General features: G+C 60.2%; 10 protein-coding genes. 3 read left to right on the top strand and 7 right to left on the bottom strand.

What is annotated here, in order from left to right; all coding sequences use genetic code 11:
* Positions 1-26: 26 nt before the first annotated feature.
* From QSV77_RS01390 to QSV77_RS01380, 3 genes are all read right to left on the bottom strand, one after another.
* Positions 27-827 (bottom strand): MipA/OmpV family protein, encoded by an 801-nt coding sequence (locus tag QSV77_RS01390; RefSeq protein WP_302732304.1) that lies wholly within the window; start codon positions 825-827, stop codon positions 27-29.
* A 237-nt stretch (positions 828-1,064) separates the two neighbouring features.
* Positions 1,065-2,321: a cyclopropane-fatty-acyl-phospholipid synthase family protein gene (locus tag QSV77_RS01385; protein WP_269698605.1), complete on the bottom strand. Its 1,257-nt coding sequence runs from the start codon at positions 2,319-2,321 to the stop codon at positions 1,065-1,067.
* Between the two features lie 168 nt (positions 2,322-2,489).
* Positions 2,490-4,814, bottom strand: a complete 2,325-nt coding sequence (locus tag QSV77_RS01380) for a Tex family protein (protein WP_302732303.1) — start codon at positions 4,812-4,814, stop codon at positions 2,490-2,492.
* A 424-nt stretch (positions 4,815-5,238) separates the two neighbouring features.
* Between QSV77_RS01380 and purD the strand changes: the two genes are divergently transcribed.
* The 3 genes from purD (at position 5,239) to QSV77_RS01365 (ending at position 9,325) form a co-directional block, all read left to right on the top strand.
* Complete coding sequence (gene purD / locus QSV77_RS01375) at positions 5,239-6,510, top strand: phosphoribosylamine--glycine ligase (protein WP_302732302.1); 1,272 nt, start codon at positions 5,239-5,241, stop codon at positions 6,508-6,510.
* 155 nt (positions 6,511-6,665) lie between these two features.
* A complete protein-coding gene (locus tag QSV77_RS01370; RefSeq protein WP_302732301.1) occupies positions 6,666-7,175 on the top strand; it encodes a plant virulence effector HPE1-like domain-containing protein in 510 nt (169 codons plus the stop codon).
* A 326-nt stretch (positions 7,176-7,501) separates the two neighbouring features.
* Entirely contained in the window at positions 7,502-9,325 is a 1,824-nt protein-coding gene (locus QSV77_RS01365) for a methyl-accepting chemotaxis protein (protein WP_269698609.1), read from the top strand.
* 223 nt (positions 9,326-9,548) lie between these two features.
* Here the strand turns inward: QSV77_RS01365 and QSV77_RS01360 are convergent, their stop codons facing one another.
* The 4 genes from QSV77_RS01360 to QSV77_RS01345 all read right to left on the bottom strand — a co-directional run bounded on the left by QSV77_RS01360 (position 9,549) and on the right by QSV77_RS01345 (position 15,837).
* Complete coding sequence (locus QSV77_RS01360) at positions 9,549-10,043, bottom strand: DUF523 domain-containing protein (RefSeq protein ID WP_302732300.1); 495 nt, start codon at positions 10,041-10,043, stop codon at positions 9,549-9,551.
* 231 nt (positions 10,044-10,274) lie between these two features.
* Positions 10,275-12,497, bottom strand: coding sequence for a glycine--tRNA ligase subunit beta (gene glyS, locus QSV77_RS01355; RefSeq protein ID WP_302732299.1), 2,223 nt, complete (start codon positions 12,495-12,497; stop codon positions 10,275-10,277).
* Positions 12,498-12,595: 98 nt separating this feature from the next.
* Complete coding sequence (locus QSV77_RS01350; RefSeq protein WP_302732298.1) at positions 12,596-14,536, bottom strand: DUF2207 domain-containing protein; 1,941 nt, start codon at positions 14,534-14,536, stop codon at positions 12,596-12,598.
* A gap of 23 nt (positions 14,537-14,559) precedes the next feature.
* Complete coding sequence (locus tag QSV77_RS01345) at positions 14,560-15,837, bottom strand: 3-phosphoshikimate 1-carboxyvinyltransferase (RefSeq protein ID WP_302732297.1); 1,278 nt, start codon at positions 15,835-15,837, stop codon at positions 14,560-14,562.
* Between the last annotated feature and the right edge of the window lie 48 nt (positions 15,838-15,885).

Below are 15,885 nucleotides of genomic sequence, written 5' to 3'. Positions count from 1 at the left end.
ATCTCCAAACAACGCGTTCATCTACCTCAGGGCAGCGAGAAATTGAATTTATAGCTTGCCTGAACGCCGATGATGAACTGGTTTTTCGAACCGCGCTCGCGCACCAGCGAGCTGTCGGCGGCGTCGCCCGTCAGGCGGCGATATTCCCCAAACGAACCGACTTCGGCGTTCTCGGTAACCTTCCAGGTGATGGCGGCGCCGATGCCGGCGGAATGAAGGCCACCGCCCGGGCTATAGGGCGAAGGCGCGCCGGCAGCTGTCTGCGCCGCGCTGACGCCGTAATAGCGCTCGTTATATTTGCTACTCACCCATGTGGCGCGCGGGCCGGCGGAAATCTGGATGCCAGGGGCGATATCGGTGAAGGCATCAACGGCAACATCACCGACCACGCCGCTGTGGCTGCGGATGCCCTGACGGACTTCACCACGAACGCGCAGCCAGTCGGTCGGATAGGCTTCGGCGAAACCGCCAAGCTCGCCACCGCGCTTGATGCGGGTCATGCCTTTCAGATCGGAAGAGTCGCCTTCGTCACGCGGAGAAACCAGCTTGCCGGCAAGACCCATGCTGATCGGACCATTGTCCAGAAGCGAGATCGAGGCGCTGTCGTTGCGGGAGGTGAAGCGCGCGCCCTGCCCCTGACGTCCGAGTGAAATGATCGGCGAGAAGCCGAATTCATTCTTGTTATCGCCCTGATATTTCGGCGCAGTGAAACCCGCACCGCCGAGCTTCAGATACCAGTCGCCGGAAAACCAGCCTTCGGCATGGGCGTTGCCCACAGCAAAAAGCGACAGGACACAGGCGGCGACTGCCGCTGATGGCTTGAACATGAAAAGAACCCCAGAAACGCAATACAGACAGGTGCCCGTAGAATTAGAGGGATTGTCTTTCCATTCCATTAACCAGCGCAGGAAGAAAACTGGCGACTACCTCTTCCGTTATTCCGACCCTGAGCCGGAATCCAGCCGACACGCGTCGGCGCGGCGGGAAGACACTTTTCAGCCCAAGGACTTCCCCTAGCTGGATGCCGGATCGGGTCCGGCATGACGGTGGAGAATGCCCAAGCCCTAGAACGTTACCTTCTCCAACGGTGGACGGGTCTTTTCAAACTCCAGCAGCTTCGCCTCATTGCGGGCGATGTAATCGCGATTATGCGGCACGGCATCGCGATCCTTGGCGAGCTGGATCTGGAAAATATGGAAATTTTCATGGGTGAAGGCCATTTCCGACCCCGCAAGATAAAATTCCCACATGCGGAAGAAGCGCTCGTCGTAAAGTGCGATCGCCTCGGCCTTGCGCGCCACGAAACGTTCTCGCCAGTGCCGCAGAGTATGGGCATAATGCATGGGCAGAATTTCGATATCCTTCACCAGCAGCCCCGACTTCTGGATCGCCGGCAGCACCTCGGCAAGCGAAGGTATATAGCCGCCGGGGAAAATATATTTTTCGATGAAGGGGTTGGTCGCCAGTGCCGGATAGGGCTGACCTATGGAGTGCAGTACCATCACGCCCTTGTCATCGAGCACCTCCGCCACCTTGTCGAAATAATCGCGATAATGCGTCGGCCCGACATGTTCGAACATGCCGACGGAGACGATGCGATCATATTTCTTCGAGGCGGGCAGATAACGGTAATCCTGCAATTCGAAGCGGACATTGCCGGCGATACCGCGTTTTGCCGCCCGGTCGCGGGAAACACGCAGCTGCTCTTCGCTGAGCGTGATGCCCGTCACATCGGCACCGGCGCTTTCGGCGACATACATCGCCATGCCGCCCCAGCCGGAACCGATCTCCAGCACGCTCTGGCCCGGTTCGGTCATCAGCTTGGCAGCGATATGCCGTTTTTTGGCAACCTGCGCCTCATAGAGGCTGATACCGGGCGGGTTGAAATAAGCGCAGGAATATTGCCAGTCCTCATCAAGGAAGAGGTCAAACAGCTTGGCGCTGAGATCATAATGATGGGCGACGTTGCTCTTGTTGTGATTGACCGGCAGATGCATCTTGATGCGGGCGGCGATGATGCGCGCCATGCCGCGCCAGACCATGCCGAAGGACAAGGCTTCGCTCAGCGTATTGCCTTTGACCAGCGCCAGAAAGTCGTAAATATCGCCCTCGGCGATGGTCATACGGCCTTCCATATAAATTTCGGCGAGTTTCAATGCAGGATCGGCAGCGATCTCCTGCATGGCGGCTTCGTCGGTGAAATTCAGAACCACCCGTTTTCCAGTGCCGTCGCCAAATGTGCGGCTACCCTGCGGGCTGTGGACGGCAAGATCACCGATCTTGATTATCTTTTCGAGAAGAACATGCAGAGACGACGCCATGGCACCCCCAATTGCTAAGTCTCACTTATCAATTTTGCTGACCGTATTCCTTTCGGCACAAGTTTCAAGATAGTCTTATTTCAAAAAAATTGAACGATTTCATCAAATAAAAAGCCCCACCGGGGTATCCGGCAGGGCTTTTCGGTAAAAAATCATTTCAACCCTAGGTCAGCGTCGCTTCATTGCCTCAGCCAGGGCGGCGGCAAGAGCACCACCGGATTGCGACCCCTCGTTGCGATCTTTCGGCTTGGATGTCGCGTGGCGCATGGCGCTGGCATTGCCCTTCTCACGCATCGGCTGAGGCGCTGCCTCACCGCCATCCTTGCGCATGGTGAGACCGATGCGCTTGCGTTTCACATCCACTTCAACGACTCGGACCTTAACGACATCGCCCGCCTTGACGACCTCATGCGGGTCTTTCACGAAACGGTCGGCAAGCTGCGAGACATGCACCAGCCCATCCTGATGCACGCCGATATCCACGAACGCACCGAACGCAGCAACGTTGGTGACGGTGCCTTCCAGCAACATGCCCGGCTTCAGATCGGTGATCTCGTCCACACCGTCTGCAAAGGTCGCGGTCTTGAAGCTCGGGCGCGGGTCGCGGCCGGGTTTTTCCAGCTCGGCGATGATGTCCTTGACGGTCGGCAGGCCGAACTGTTCATCGATGAAGCGCTTCGGGTCGAGACCCTTCAGCGTGGCGCTGTCGCCCATCAACGTGCGCAGATCGCGGCCGCAGGCGGCAACGATCTTCTTCGCCACACCATAGGCTTCCGGGTGAACCGAAGACGCATCCAGCGGCTCCTTGCCGTTCGGAATACGCAGGAAGCCGGCGCATTGTTCGAAAGTGCGCTGGCCAAGCCGCGGTACCTTCAGCAAATCCTTGCGGCTTGAAAAGGGGCCTGTCTGATCGCGATGGGCGACGATGGCGTCGGCAATCGAACTGCCAAGACCGGACACACGCGCCAGAAGCGGCGACGAGGCCGTATTGAGATCAACGCCGACGGCGTTCACCGCATCTTCCACGACGGCATCAAGCGAGCGGCTGAGGCGGCCCTGATCGACATCGTGCTGATATTGGCCAACACCGATGGATTTCGGCTCGATCTTCACCAGTTCCGCCAGCGGATCCTGAAGGCGGCGCGCAATGGAGACGGCCCCGCGGATGGAAACATCAAGATTGGGGAATTCCGCCGCCGCCCGTTCCGAAGCGGAATAGACCGATGCACCCGCTTCCGAAACGATGACCTTGGTGGGTTTTGTGCCGGAAGCCGAAGCGGGCATCTGCGCCAGAAGATCCGCCACCAGCTTTTCCGTCTCGCGGCTGCCGGTGCCATTGCCGATGGCAATCAGCTCGACATTGTGCTTGCGGATGAGCATAGCGAGTTCCGCCTGCGTGCCGCGCACATCGTTCTTCGGCGGGAAAGGATAGACCGTCGTGGTCTCCAGGAGCTTGCCGGTGCCATCCACCACGGCCACCTTGACGCCGGTGCGGATGCCGGGATCGAGACCCATGGTGGCGCGGGAACCCGCCGGTGCAGCCAGCAGCAGGTCTTTCAGATTGCGGGCGAAAACATTGATCGCCTCTTCTTCGGCCCGCTCACGCACTTCACGCATGAGATCGAGCGACAGCGACATGGAGAGCTTCACGCGCCAGGTCCAGCCCGCCACTTCCATCAGCCACTGATCGGCAGGGCCGGCATTGCGGATATCGAAGGCGGCAGCGACGGTGCGCTGAGCCGGCTTGACCGGCGACGGATCATCAGCATCGACATCGATCGTCAGTGTCAGCACTTCCTCGTTCCAGCCGCGCAGCATGGCGAGCGCACGGTGGCCCGGCACGGTTGCCCAGCGTTCGAAATGATCGAAATAGTCGGAGAACTTCTCGCCGGTCGCCTGCTTGCCATCCACCACCTTGGCGCGGAAAATGGCGTTCTGGCGCATATAGTCGCGCAGCCGACCGAGGAGATCGGCGTTTTCCGTCATGGTTTCCGCGACGATGTCGCGCGCGCCTTCAAGCGCTGCCTTCACATCGGCTACCTCGCCCTTGATATAGGCCTCCGCAAGCTTTGCCGGGTCGCTGGCGCGGTTATCCCAGATGGCTTGCGCCAGCGGACCGAGACCCCGTTCGCGAGCGATTTCTGCGCGGGTGCGGCGCTTCGGCTTATAGGGCAGATAAAGGTCTTCCAGTTCCGCCTTGGTGCCCGCCTGCATGATCTTGACCATCAGCGCGTCGGTCATCTTGCCCTGACCGTTGATGGTCTCGACGATGGAGGCGCGGCGCGCATTCAGTTCGCGCAGATAGACAAGGCGTTCCGCCAGCGTTCGAAGCTGGGTGTCATCAAGGCCGCCGGTCACCTCCTTGCGGTAACGGGCGATGAAGGGAACGGTCGCGCCCTCGTCCAGCAGGCCCACCGCCGCCTTCACCTGATCGGGGCGGGCGTTGATTTCGGAGGCTATGAGCGTGGCGAGGCGGGCATTATCTGCGGTCATGAGGTTCTCTGATGTGGCGTCTGGAGCGGCGAACATAATGTCTGATTGTGGCGTGACAACAAGAGGCATCTACGATTCCACAGGAAAGGCTGGCTTCAGGGGAAAGACAGGCGATTCTTCGTAGTGACTGCGGCGTCTCGAAAAGCGATTTCTGCGGCAGAACGGCACCATCCGCACACCGTCACCCCGGACTTGACCCGGGGTCCAGTGCGACCAAGTCGTTGATCGCAAAAGACTCCCTTCACGGCGCAGACGCGCCGTGGCTGGATACCGGATCAAGTCCGGCATGACGCAGGAGGGATTTGCAGCCTCTATTCGCAGGCTCAATGCGCGACAATCGCCATATATTCGTCTTGACCTTTCGCCCCCCTGCCCTTAACGCCCCTGACACAAGGTTACTGGCGAATTTGCAGGGGTGTTGACCATGAAAGTTCTGTTGATCGGTTCCGGCGGACGCGAACATGCGCTGGCGTGGAAAATCGCCCAGTCTCCCCTGCTCGATGCGCTTTATGCCGCCCCCGGCAATCCCGGCATTGCCGACCACGCGACGCTGGTGGCGCTGAACGTAGAAGACCACGCCGCCGTCATCGCCTTTGCAAAGGAAAAGGCGATCGACTTCGTCGTTATCGGCCCGGAAGCACCGCTGGTGGCGGGTCTCGCGGATGACCTGCGTGCCGCCGGCATCGCCACTTTCGGACCTTCGAAGGCCGCTGCCCAGCTTGAGGGCTCGAAGGGCTTCACCAAGGATCTCTGCGCCCGTTACGATATTCCGACCGGCGCTTACCAGCGTTTCAAATCCGCCGAACCGGCCAGGAACTATGTTCGTGAACAGGGTGCGCCGATCGTCATCAAGGCGGACGGGCTTGCCGCCGGCAAGGGCGTGACCGTGGCGATGACGGAAGCGGAAGCGCTTGCCGCCATCGACGAATGTTTCGATGGCGCTTTCGGCACGGCCGGCGCCGAAGTGGTGGTGGAAGCCTTCCTCGATGGTGAGGAAGCGAGCTTCTTCTGCCTTTCGGACGGCAAGACGGCGCTGGCGCTTGCAACCGCGCAGGATCACAAACGCGTCGGCGATGGCGATACCGGCCCGAATACCGGCGGCATGGGCGCCTATTCCCCCGCCCCCGTCATGACGCCTGCCATGGTGGAGCGCACCATGAAGGAGATCATCGAGCCGACGATTTCAGGCATGGCCAAGGACGGCAATCCCTTCTCGGGCGTGTTCTTCGCCGGCCTGATGATCACCGCCAAAGGCCCGGAACTGATCGAATATAATGTGCGCTTCGGCGATCCCGAATGCCAGGTGCTGATGATGCGCCTCAAGAGCGACCTTCTGCCGATCCTCTACGCCACCGCCACCGGCACATTGGACAAGGTGCAGGCGGAATGGCGCGATGATGCGGCGCTGACTGTCGTTCTGGCTTCCAAAGGTTATCCCGGCGCTTACGACAAGAACACGCCGATTGCCCATGTTCCCGAGGCCAGCGCGGAGGCGAAGGTCTTCCATGCCGGAACGGCACTGAAGGACGGCAAACTCGTCGCAACCGGCGGACGTGTGCTGAACGTCACCGCTTTTGGAAAAGACGTGACGGAGGCGCAGGCACGCGCCTATGCACTCACGGACAGGGTCGAATGGGAAAACGGCTTCTGCCGCCGCGATATCGGCTGGCAGGCCGTGGCCCGGGAAAAGGCCTGATACTTGCAGCAAACGGTGATGGAGCGAATATTTCGTTCAATTTTTACCAAGTTTGCTGACCCGATGGAAACGAAAGACCAGTAATATTTGCCCGAATATTGAATGACGCGCCGTGCCTGAGCCACGGGTTTTGCGGTTATTTCGGGGGTTTTTCGATGCGTCGTCTTCTTTTGACAGCCATTATCGCGCTGACCAGCGGGTCGGCCATGGCGTCTTCCATCGAATATATCAATGGCGTGCATACCAGCAATGGCAGCTTCATTCGCCGTGACTGCACGGACTGTGAACCGGTTAAAGACAAGACCACAGCGCAGGGTTATGCCATTCCTTCGATCGAGCCGGGCACGCAACACACCGAAATGCGCGAAGTCGATGGCAAACGCACACTCATCCGCACCGAGGCATGGCTCGGCGGTGCGCCGGTCACCTTCGTCAGCACCAATCCCGCATGGATGCCGGAAACCTCCAGCTCCGCAATCGCAACCTATGACGATGCCGAACCCGTGGCGCATCCTCAAGAAACGGTTTCGACACCTGCCGGTATCGACGTGACGACGACGACCGCCGGCGTCAAGGAAATCTCTACCGATAATGCCGCAGCTCCAGCCAGCGCTTCGGTGGTCGCCGCACCCGAATTCCCGGATTTCAAATTGCGTGGCAACTGACGGCAGCACTAGGCGCACCTTCCTGACAAACGTCAAATAATCGCGTCATTGCTGTATTTATCGTAAGTCTCGGCAACCATTCGGGGAATAATATATTTTCCGGCCGTTATTCTGTCAGCCAAGCTGATAAAGCTTTCGCTAATTAAATATTTATTCAAATTTTTGGTCGCTAAGTGACTTCATGGTGCAATGCAGCACAATATGAGGCCTGGGGCGGACGCTCGCTTTTCAGGTCCATCACCGCGCATCAGGCGCCCTTTCCATTTCCGAAACTTCGGCAGCTCGCGGCCTTTCAAGGCCGCGACGCAAAACGTTTGTGAGCGCCCATGAAGAATCTCTCCATCTCCCGTCAACTGATCGTGCTCGTGGTGGCCCTTATGGCCGCTTTCTCCGTAGCGACCTTTTACCAGCTGAAATCCGCCACCGATGCGATCTATGAGGAACGCTACGGCATGCTGCGGACGCAGGTGCAATCGGCCATTTCCATTCTGCAATCCTTCCATGACAAGGAAACGGCCGGAACGCTGTCGCGGGAAGAAGCCATGAAACAGGCTTACGCCACCGTCAGCGCCATGCGGTTCACCCCTGATGGCTATCTGTTCGGTTACGACTATGACGTGACGATGAAGTTTCATCCCGATGCCAAGCGGGTTGGCGAAAACTACAAGGGCAAACCAGACAGCAAGGGCTTCGCTTATCGTGACGAGCTGGTGCGGCTTGGCCGCAACGGCGGCGGCCAGACGAGTTTTTATGGCCCGAAGCCCGGCATGGAAGGCAATGACTACGCCAAAAGTTCCTATGCGCTTGCATTCGAACCCTGGCAGGTGGTGGTCGCGACCGGCGTCTATATCGATGATCTGAATGCGCAGGTTCGCGGCGAGGTGATGAAGGCGCTGTCCATCGGTGCCGCCATCTTCGTGCTGGCGCTTGCCGCCGCCTTCTATGTCATCCGTGGCATTTCGAAACCGCTCGGCGATATTCACCGTGCGCTTGGTGAAGTGGCCAATGAAAACGTCTCGCTCACCATTCCTCACACCGGTCTCACCAACGAAGTGGGCATGATGGCCAAGGCCACCGCTTCGCTGCAGGACAAGGTGCGCGAGCGCCACGCCATGCAGCGCCGGCAGGAAGAACAGCAGAACCAGCTCGACACCGAGCGCCAGAACAATCTCGACATGCAGCGCGACGAAGCCGCATTGCAGGCCCGCGTCGTCACCACCATCGGCGAGGCGCTAGAGAAGCTGGCGGGCGGCGATCTGACCGTGCGTTGCGGCGATCTCGGCAACCGTTATGCGGCGCTGCGCGACAATTTCAACGAGGCCCTGACCCATCTCGACGCCGCCATGGCCAAGGTGAACTCCAAGAGCATCGATATTGGCGGTTCCAAGGAGGAAATCCGCAAGGCCTCCAACGAGCTTTCGCAGCGCACCGAACGGCAGGCCGCGAACCTCGAAGAAACCTCCGCGGCGCTGGACGAATTGACCGTTGCAGTGCGCCAGACGGCCGAAGGCGCTGCCGACGCCGCCAAACGCGTCACCACGGTCAGCTCGGAGACCATGCGCAGCGACCGGGTGGTGGAAGAGGCGATATCAGCGATGAGCGGCATCGAACAATCTTCCGACCAGATTTCGAACATCATCGGCGTGATCGACGACATTGCTTTCCAGACCAACCTTCTGGCGCTGAATGCCGGCGTGGAGGCAGCACGTGCCGGTGAGGCTGGCAAGGGCTTTGCCGTGGTGGCGCAGGAAGTGCGCGAACTGGCGCAGAAATCCGCCGCCGCTGCCAAGGAAATCAAGGACCAGATCGCCCGTTCTTCTGCCCAGGTGGAAAACGGCGTGCGTCTTGTCGGAGAGGCCGGCGATGCGCTGAAACGCATTTCGGACCAGATCAAATCCGCAAACGAGATCGTCAGCAAGATCGCCCATTCGGCCGCCGAACAGGACACGACATTGCGCTCGATCTCCTCATCCCTCAACCAGCTCGACGTCGCCACCCAGCACAATGCCGCCATGGCGGAAGAAACCACGGCTTCGGCCGAAGCGCTGGCCGTGGACACCGAAGAACTGCTGAACCTCATCCGCGGCTTCCGCGTCTCCTCCGGCCACCAGCTTCACGGCATGGCAGAGCAGATGCGTATGGCAGGGTGACCCCGAACGGTCTCATGCGATTGAAACAAAAATGCCGGGCACAGACCCGGCATTTTTATATGCTCTCCAAAACGTTCCCTACATATTCGGCGTCATCCCCGGGCTCGACCCGAGGACCCATGGCCAGATTGCATTGTGGATCCTTGCCTAAAGGTCGAGGATGACGGCAGAGAGTATTTGCGACGTCGGGAAGCAGGCGATGCCGTAGTTGCAGCGACTCATTTCAGCGGGTCAGGGCATCGAGGCGATCGATATCAGCAGGTGAAAATACGGCAATACCGGCTTTTTCGAGCAGCGCCGCCGTCACGCCGTTGCCCGGATGTTTGAGGCCGGAAAACGAACCGTCGTAGATCGCAAGCGATCCGCAGGACGGGCTGCCGTCGATCAAAAGCGCGTGGGTGCAGCCATTGGCCTTGGCGAAGGCCAGCGCCTTTTCCGCGCCGGCGATAAATTGCGCCGTGACATCGCCGCCGGTGACTTCCAGCACGCGGGCGCGGCCTTCCAGCACATCGAGACCGGACGCACCCCTCTCGATTTCTGCCGGTGGACGCGGCACGGACATGCCACCCGCCATTTCCGGACAGATCGTCACCAGCCTGCCCTCACTTCGCCAGCGCTCTATTGCGGGGTGGGACAGGGGTTTGCCCTGGCCGTCATAGCGGACGGGCTGGCCGAGGAGGCAGGCACTGATGAGGATTTTGGGAGGCGTTTGGGTCAATCGAATATCATCCTGCACGAGCGGAGGCCTAAGTTACCCCCCTCTGCCCTGCCGGGCATCTCCCCCACAAGGGGGGAGATCGAATCGTGGCAACCTCTCGACCACTTGCAACGTCGCGAATTTTATGGGGAGAGCTCTTCTTGCCGATCTCCCCCCTTGTGGGGGAGATGTCCGGCAGGACAGAGGGGGGTAAACCGCAGACGCTAACTCAGCAGCCACCCCGAAATCCCCTCACCCCGTGATCTTCGAGAAATCCGCAACCGTACCGGTTGCCTCGCGGATGGCCTTCAGCAGCGCCAGACGGTTGGCGCGGATGGCCGCATCCTCGTCATTGACGAGCACATCTTCGAAGAACTTGTCGACCGGCGCACGAAGCGTCGAAAGCGCCTGCATGGCCGAGCGGAAATCCTCACCTTCGACAGCCTTCGCGGCATCGGCAGAGGCAGACTTGATCGCCGCGTAAAGCGCCTTTTCGGCGTCGAGCTTCAGCAGCTCTTCAGAGACGCCATCGGCAACCACGGTGCCCTTCTTTTCCTCGGCGGCCAGAAGCTGGGTGGCGCGCTTGGCGCCCGCCAGCAGGTTACGGCCATCCTCGCCGGTGATGAAGGCGGTAAGCGCCTCGACACGGCGGGCGATCAACAGGAGATCATCGGATGCCGGCGTCAGGACGGCGTCGATCAGATCGTAACGGGCACCGAGGTCGCGGAGATAGACTTTCAGGCGATCATGGAAGAAGGCCAGAAGATCAGCCTCCACTTCGAACATGACGTCATCCGGATTTTTCGCGAAAGTCACGTTTTCCGTAACGTGCTTTAGCCATGGTTCGAAAATGTCCGCTATTGGCAGCCGAACATTCCGCTCCAGAATAATCCGCACCACGCCCAAAGCCGCACGGCGCAGAGCGAAGGGGTCCTTGGAACCGGTGGGCTTTTCATCGATGGCCCAGAAACCCACGAGGGTATCGAGTTTGTCGGCCAGCGCGACCGTGATCGCCACCTTGTCGGCCGGCAGGCGATCCGAAGGGCCTTGCGGCTTGTAGTGGTCTTCGATGGCCGCGGCTACACTTTCGTTTTCGCCTTGCAGCGCCGCATATTTGCGGCCCATCAGGCCCTGAAGCTCAGGGAATTCGCCGACGGCTTCGGTGCGCAGGTCAGCCTTGGCCAGCACGACGGCGCGGTCCACCAGCGCTTCATCGGCACCAACGACGGGGGCCAGCGCCTTCGCCAGTTCACGGATGCGAGTAACGCGTTCGCCCTGAGAACCGAGCTTGGCATGGAACGTCACGTTCAGCGCATCGAGCTTCGCCATACGCTGGTCGAGCGGCTTCTTAAGATCGAGGCCGAATTTCGCGGCCGAATCCTTCAAGGTGTCGAGATCGGGCAGATCGCCCTGGTCACGGTTCCAGAAATGGCGGGCGTCCGACAGGCGGGCGCGCACGACCTTGCCATTGCCGTGGATGATTTCCTTGCCGCCATCGCTCGCCTCGATATTCGAGATCAGGATGAAGCGGTTGGAAAGGCCTTCTTCCGCACCCTGATTGCGGGTGACGAAACACTTCTGGTTGGTCTTGATGGTGAGGCGGATGATTTCCGCCGGGATCTGCAGGTAATCCTCTTCGAAAGTGCCCATCAGCACCTGCGGCCATTCGACAAGGCCGGAGACTTCTTCCAGCAGGCCCTCGTCTTCCACCAGATCGAGACCATTGGCGAAAGCCAGATCCTTGGCGTCATGCAGGATGATATCCTTACGGCGCTCGGCGTCGAGAATGACCTTCGCCTTTTCAAGGCTCGAGACATAGTCCTCGAAACGGCGCACGGTGATCGGGCCAGGCGCATGGAAACGATGGCCATAGGTGACGTTGCCGGCGACGATGCCGTCAATCACGAAAGGAATGACCTGCGTCTCGTCATGCTCGGGGCCGAACAGGCAGACGATGGATTGCAGCGGGCGCACCCAGCGAAGGCTTTCGGAGCCCTTGCCTTCGATGCCGGCATAGCTGGAACCCTTCGGCATGGAGGCCGGGCCGGAGCGCATGGATTTCGGCCAGGGGAAGGAGCGGATGATGCCGGGCATCACCTCGGCAATGATCTCTTCTGCCGGGCGGCCGGGCTTGTTGATGATGGCGACGTAGAAATCGCCCTTCTTCGGGTCGGAAACGACCTGGGCTTCCGAGATATCATTGAGGCCGGCGCCGCGCAAAAAGCCTTCGATGGCCTTTTCATTGGCGTCGGTGCGCGGGCCCTTCTTTTCTTCGCGCACATCGGCGGAGCGGGCGTTGAGACCGCGAATATCCAGCGTCAGGCGGCGCGGCGTCCAATATTCGCGCGCGCCCTCATAGGTCAGCCCTCTCTCCACCAAGGCATCGGTGACGAGTTTCTTCAGATCGCCCGCCGCCTTGCGCTGCATGCGGGCGGGGATTTCCTCGGAGCGAAGTTCAAGCAGAAGATCGGGCATGGGATAAGGACTTTAATCTGTTGCAAAAGAGTGTCGCGGACTTAGCAAGACCAGCGGCAAAAGTCACCAGCTATCGGTTAAATTACCGCCAGCGCGCATCACCAGCCGCCGCCACCACCGCCGCCGCCGCCGGAGCCCGAAAAACCGCCGCCGCCGCCACCGCCCGAAAAGCTGGAATTGGACGAACTGACGGGTTGTGGGATGGTGGAGGCGATGGTGCTTGCCATGGAGGTGGAAAAGCCGCCGATCCTGTCGCCGAAGCTGCCGTAATTGCTGCCCAAATACCAGCCGGGTGCATAACTTGCCACTGCGGCACCGGCGGCGGCTGTCGCGAGCCAGGTCTCGAAGGTGCGGCTCCAGGGCTTTTCGACGCCCAGCGCCACGGCATAGGGCAGCAGCGTCTCGAAATGTTGCGGCGACATGGCGGGAGCGCTCGCCATGTTCATCCGGTCTTTTTCCGCCAGCGTGAGATAGGTTCTAAGCCCTTCGATGCCGTCCATCAACTTGCGGCCGAGCGGCGTCGGCGCGCCCATCAGAAACAGGAACAGCGCATTGGTGAGCACGATGCCACCAATCGCCGCCAGCGCCAGCGACTTGGTATCATGCGTGACATCCAGCAGGATTTGCGTGGCAATACCGCCAATGGCTGAAAAGGCGACGAAACCGGCAAAGGCCAGCATGACGATGCCGCCGATGCGCTTGCGCAGTGGCGCGCCACGCGAAAACTGCCGGCCGATACCGATCGACAGGATGCTGAAGAAGAAAGAGAAAAAGCCGAACACCAGTATGGCGGCAATGGCGCTTTCATCAAGATCGCCAAACACCAGCGTCGCGATGATGATGGCGATGCTGAGGAAGATACCGAAAACGATATAACCGGCATTGCTGCGGTAATATTTGCCGCGATGTTCCTTTTCTATCGCCGCACGGAACTGCGTGCCGACCTTCTCGACTTCCGCCCCATGGGCCTTGTCGATGGTCAACACCTTGCCCGCACCGCCGATGGCGGAGAGCAGCGTCTTCTGCCCGGTCGGCAGATCCGCGGCGGTTGCCTTTTCCGTGCGGCGGATGACGATGGAATTCTTCAGATCTTCCAGAACGACATAGCCTTTGACCGCGAGATCAAGAGCCGAGGCGGAGAGCGCCGTCCAGCCCGCGCCGGAAAAACCGCGGTTATCGACATAATTGACCAAAGCGGGGGAAAGCCCCTCCGGTGCATCCCAGCGCGGCACCACCACGCCCTTTGCGGGATCACGGCCCACCGCGAACCACGCCCGCAGATAATAAAGCAGCACGACAAAAAGCCCGCCGCCCGAAAGCAGGATGGCCAGATTATCACGTAGCCACCAGCCCGCCTCCTGCGAGGTATCGGGTGCTGCAATTGCGCCCTTCGGCAGCTTGACGGCAATCGTCATGCCCTCGCCCACCGTAAACGGGCGGGTGGAGGCGAAGAACACCTCGTTGCCTTCGCTGAGGATGCGGGCGTCCTTGCCTTTTGCACCGAGTGGTCCGGTAAAGACGTTGGTGTCTGTCGCCTTAACGCCCTCAGGCAAAACCACGGTCGCGGAAATCTCGCCCATCGGGAACTGCCAGCCATTGCCGGTGACGTTCCAGGTCAGCTCGTCATAATCGCTGAAATAACGGATTTGCCGGGCGGTTGTGTAGGTGATCTGGAAGATATGCTCGCCGGTCGGCAGAAAACGGTCGGCGCTGCCGGTATAGATGCGGATGCCGCCATCGATAGTTTCGGTGCGCCAGTTTTCCGGCGCCCCATCGCGCTCCACAGAAACGACGTTGAAATCCACCTTGGTGCGGCGGTTATTCGCATCCAGCGCATAAAGCGGGAAATCGCGGAAGATGCCGCGCTTGATGTTCTGCCCTTCGGCGCGCGCGGTGATGGTTTCCGTCACCGCCAGCTTGCCATCCGCCGCCACCTCGACGACGGAATGGTAGGAGCGGATGAATTCTTCCGCTAGGGCCGGAAAGGCCGCGCCCAGGAAGACGAACAGCGCGAGAAGTCTTGCGGCGATGGTCTTCACGGGGCGGTCCTTCCTCAATACATTCAGTGCTGCGGTTCGGCAGCGCTTTCCTTTTCCGTGTACTCGACGCCGAGCGAGGCGAGCTCTTTCCAGTAAGCCGGATAGGTCTTGCCCACGCAGGCAGGGTTCTGGATGGCGATGCCGCCGATCTTCAGCGCCGCCAGCGCAAAACTCATGGCGATGCGGTGATCGGCGAAAGTATCGATGGAGGCATTCACCGTCTGGCCCGCCAGCGCCGGATCGGAATGCACGATCAGGTCGTCGCCTTCCTCATGCGCCAGACCGTTACGGATTTCGTTGAGCCCGAGCGAGACGGCGCGGATGCGGTCGCATTCCTTGACGCGCAGGTTGGCGATGCCGACGAAGCGCACCGGTGTTTCGTTGAAGGCAGCGAGGACCGCGATGGTCGGAATGGCGTCCTGCATCTGCGAGCCGTCGATTTCGGCGGGCAGGTGCGGAAACTTGGCCATGACGTCGTAGGCTTTGGCATCCGGCTGAGTGAATTTATCGGCGGGCGTGCCGATGTCGATCGCGCCGCCGGTCAACAGTTCCGCACCCCAGAGATAGGTGGCGGCGGAAGCATCCGGCTCGATGTGGAAATCGGTTGCCATGTAACCCGTCGGATGCACGCGCCAGATGGCGTTGCTGACCCGCTCCACCTTGGCGCCGAAGGCTTCCATGGCCGAGGTGGTGAGATCGATATAGCCCTTCGCGCCGATTTCCTCACCCTTGAGGATGATATCGACCGGCTTGTCGCCGCAGGCGGCGGCCATCAGAAGCGCTGACACATATTGGCTGGAGAGGTTGGCATCGATGGTGACGCTGCCTTTCGGGAACCCCGTGCCCTTGCCGCAGACAGTGACGGGCGGGCAGCCGGTCGGCGCTTCCGCTTCGACACCGAGGGAGCGCAGCGCCTCCACCAGCGGCATGATCGGACGTTTGCGCATGTGCTCGTCACCATCGATGATGACGGCACCATCCACAAGTGCGGCAGCGGCGGTGAGGAAGCGCGTGGCGGTACCGGCATTGCCAAGGAAAAGCGGCTTTTCCGGCTGTTGCAAAACGCCCGTGCCTTCGACCACGAAGGTGGTGGCATCAGGCTCGGTTACCTTGACGCCCATCTCACGCAGGGCTTCGGCCATATAAAGCGTGTCGTCGCTTTTCAGTGCGCCGGTCAACCGACTTTTGCCCTTGGCAAGACCAGCCAGGAGAAGCGCACGATTGGTGATGGACTTGGAGCCGGGCGGCTCGACCTTGCCGGAAAGCGGGTGGTCGGGCGGGGTAATGGTCAGTTCGATCATGATCGTCGTCTTGTCAAAGAATGCGGCACGGAGCCGGATTATCGGAAT

Source organism: Agrobacterium sp. V1 (assembly GCF_030518355.1).
Lineage (GTDB): Bacteria > Pseudomonadota > Alphaproteobacteria > Rhizobiales > Rhizobiaceae > Agrobacterium > Agrobacterium cucumeris.
The sequence above is the reverse complement of the archived record's forward strand: the minus strand, read 5'-3'. Positions and strand labels throughout refer to the sequence as shown.

Excerpts from the sequence above, each read along its gene's own strand:
- QSV77_RS01390 (WP_302732304.1), bottom strand. The coding sequence starts at position 827 with ATGTTCAAGCCATCAGCGGCAGTCGCCGCCTGTGTCCTGTCGCTTTTT.
- QSV77_RS01385 (WP_269698605.1), bottom strand. The coding sequence starts at position 2,321 with ATGGCGTCGTCTCTGCATGTTCTTCTCGAAAAGATAATCAAGATCGGT.
- QSV77_RS01380 (WP_302732303.1), bottom strand. The coding sequence starts at position 4,814 with ATGACCGCAGATAATGCCCGCCTCGCCACGCTCATAGCCTCCGAAATC.
- purD (WP_302732302.1), top strand. The coding sequence starts at position 5,239 with ATGAAAGTTCTGTTGATCGGTTCCGGCGGACGCGAACATGCGCTGGCG.
- QSV77_RS01370 (WP_302732301.1), top strand. The coding sequence starts at position 6,666 with ATGCGTCGTCTTCTTTTGACAGCCATTATCGCGCTGACCAGCGGGTCG.
- QSV77_RS01365 (WP_269698609.1), top strand. The coding sequence starts at position 7,502 with ATGAAGAATCTCTCCATCTCCCGTCAACTGATCGTGCTCGTGGTGGCC.
- glyS (WP_302732299.1), bottom strand. The coding sequence starts at position 12,497 with ATGCCCGATCTTCTGCTTGAACTTCGCTCCGAGGAAATCCCCGCCCGC.
- QSV77_RS01345 (WP_302732297.1), bottom strand. The coding sequence starts at position 15,837 with ATGATCGAACTGACCATTACCCCGCCCGACCACCCGCTTTCCGGCAAG.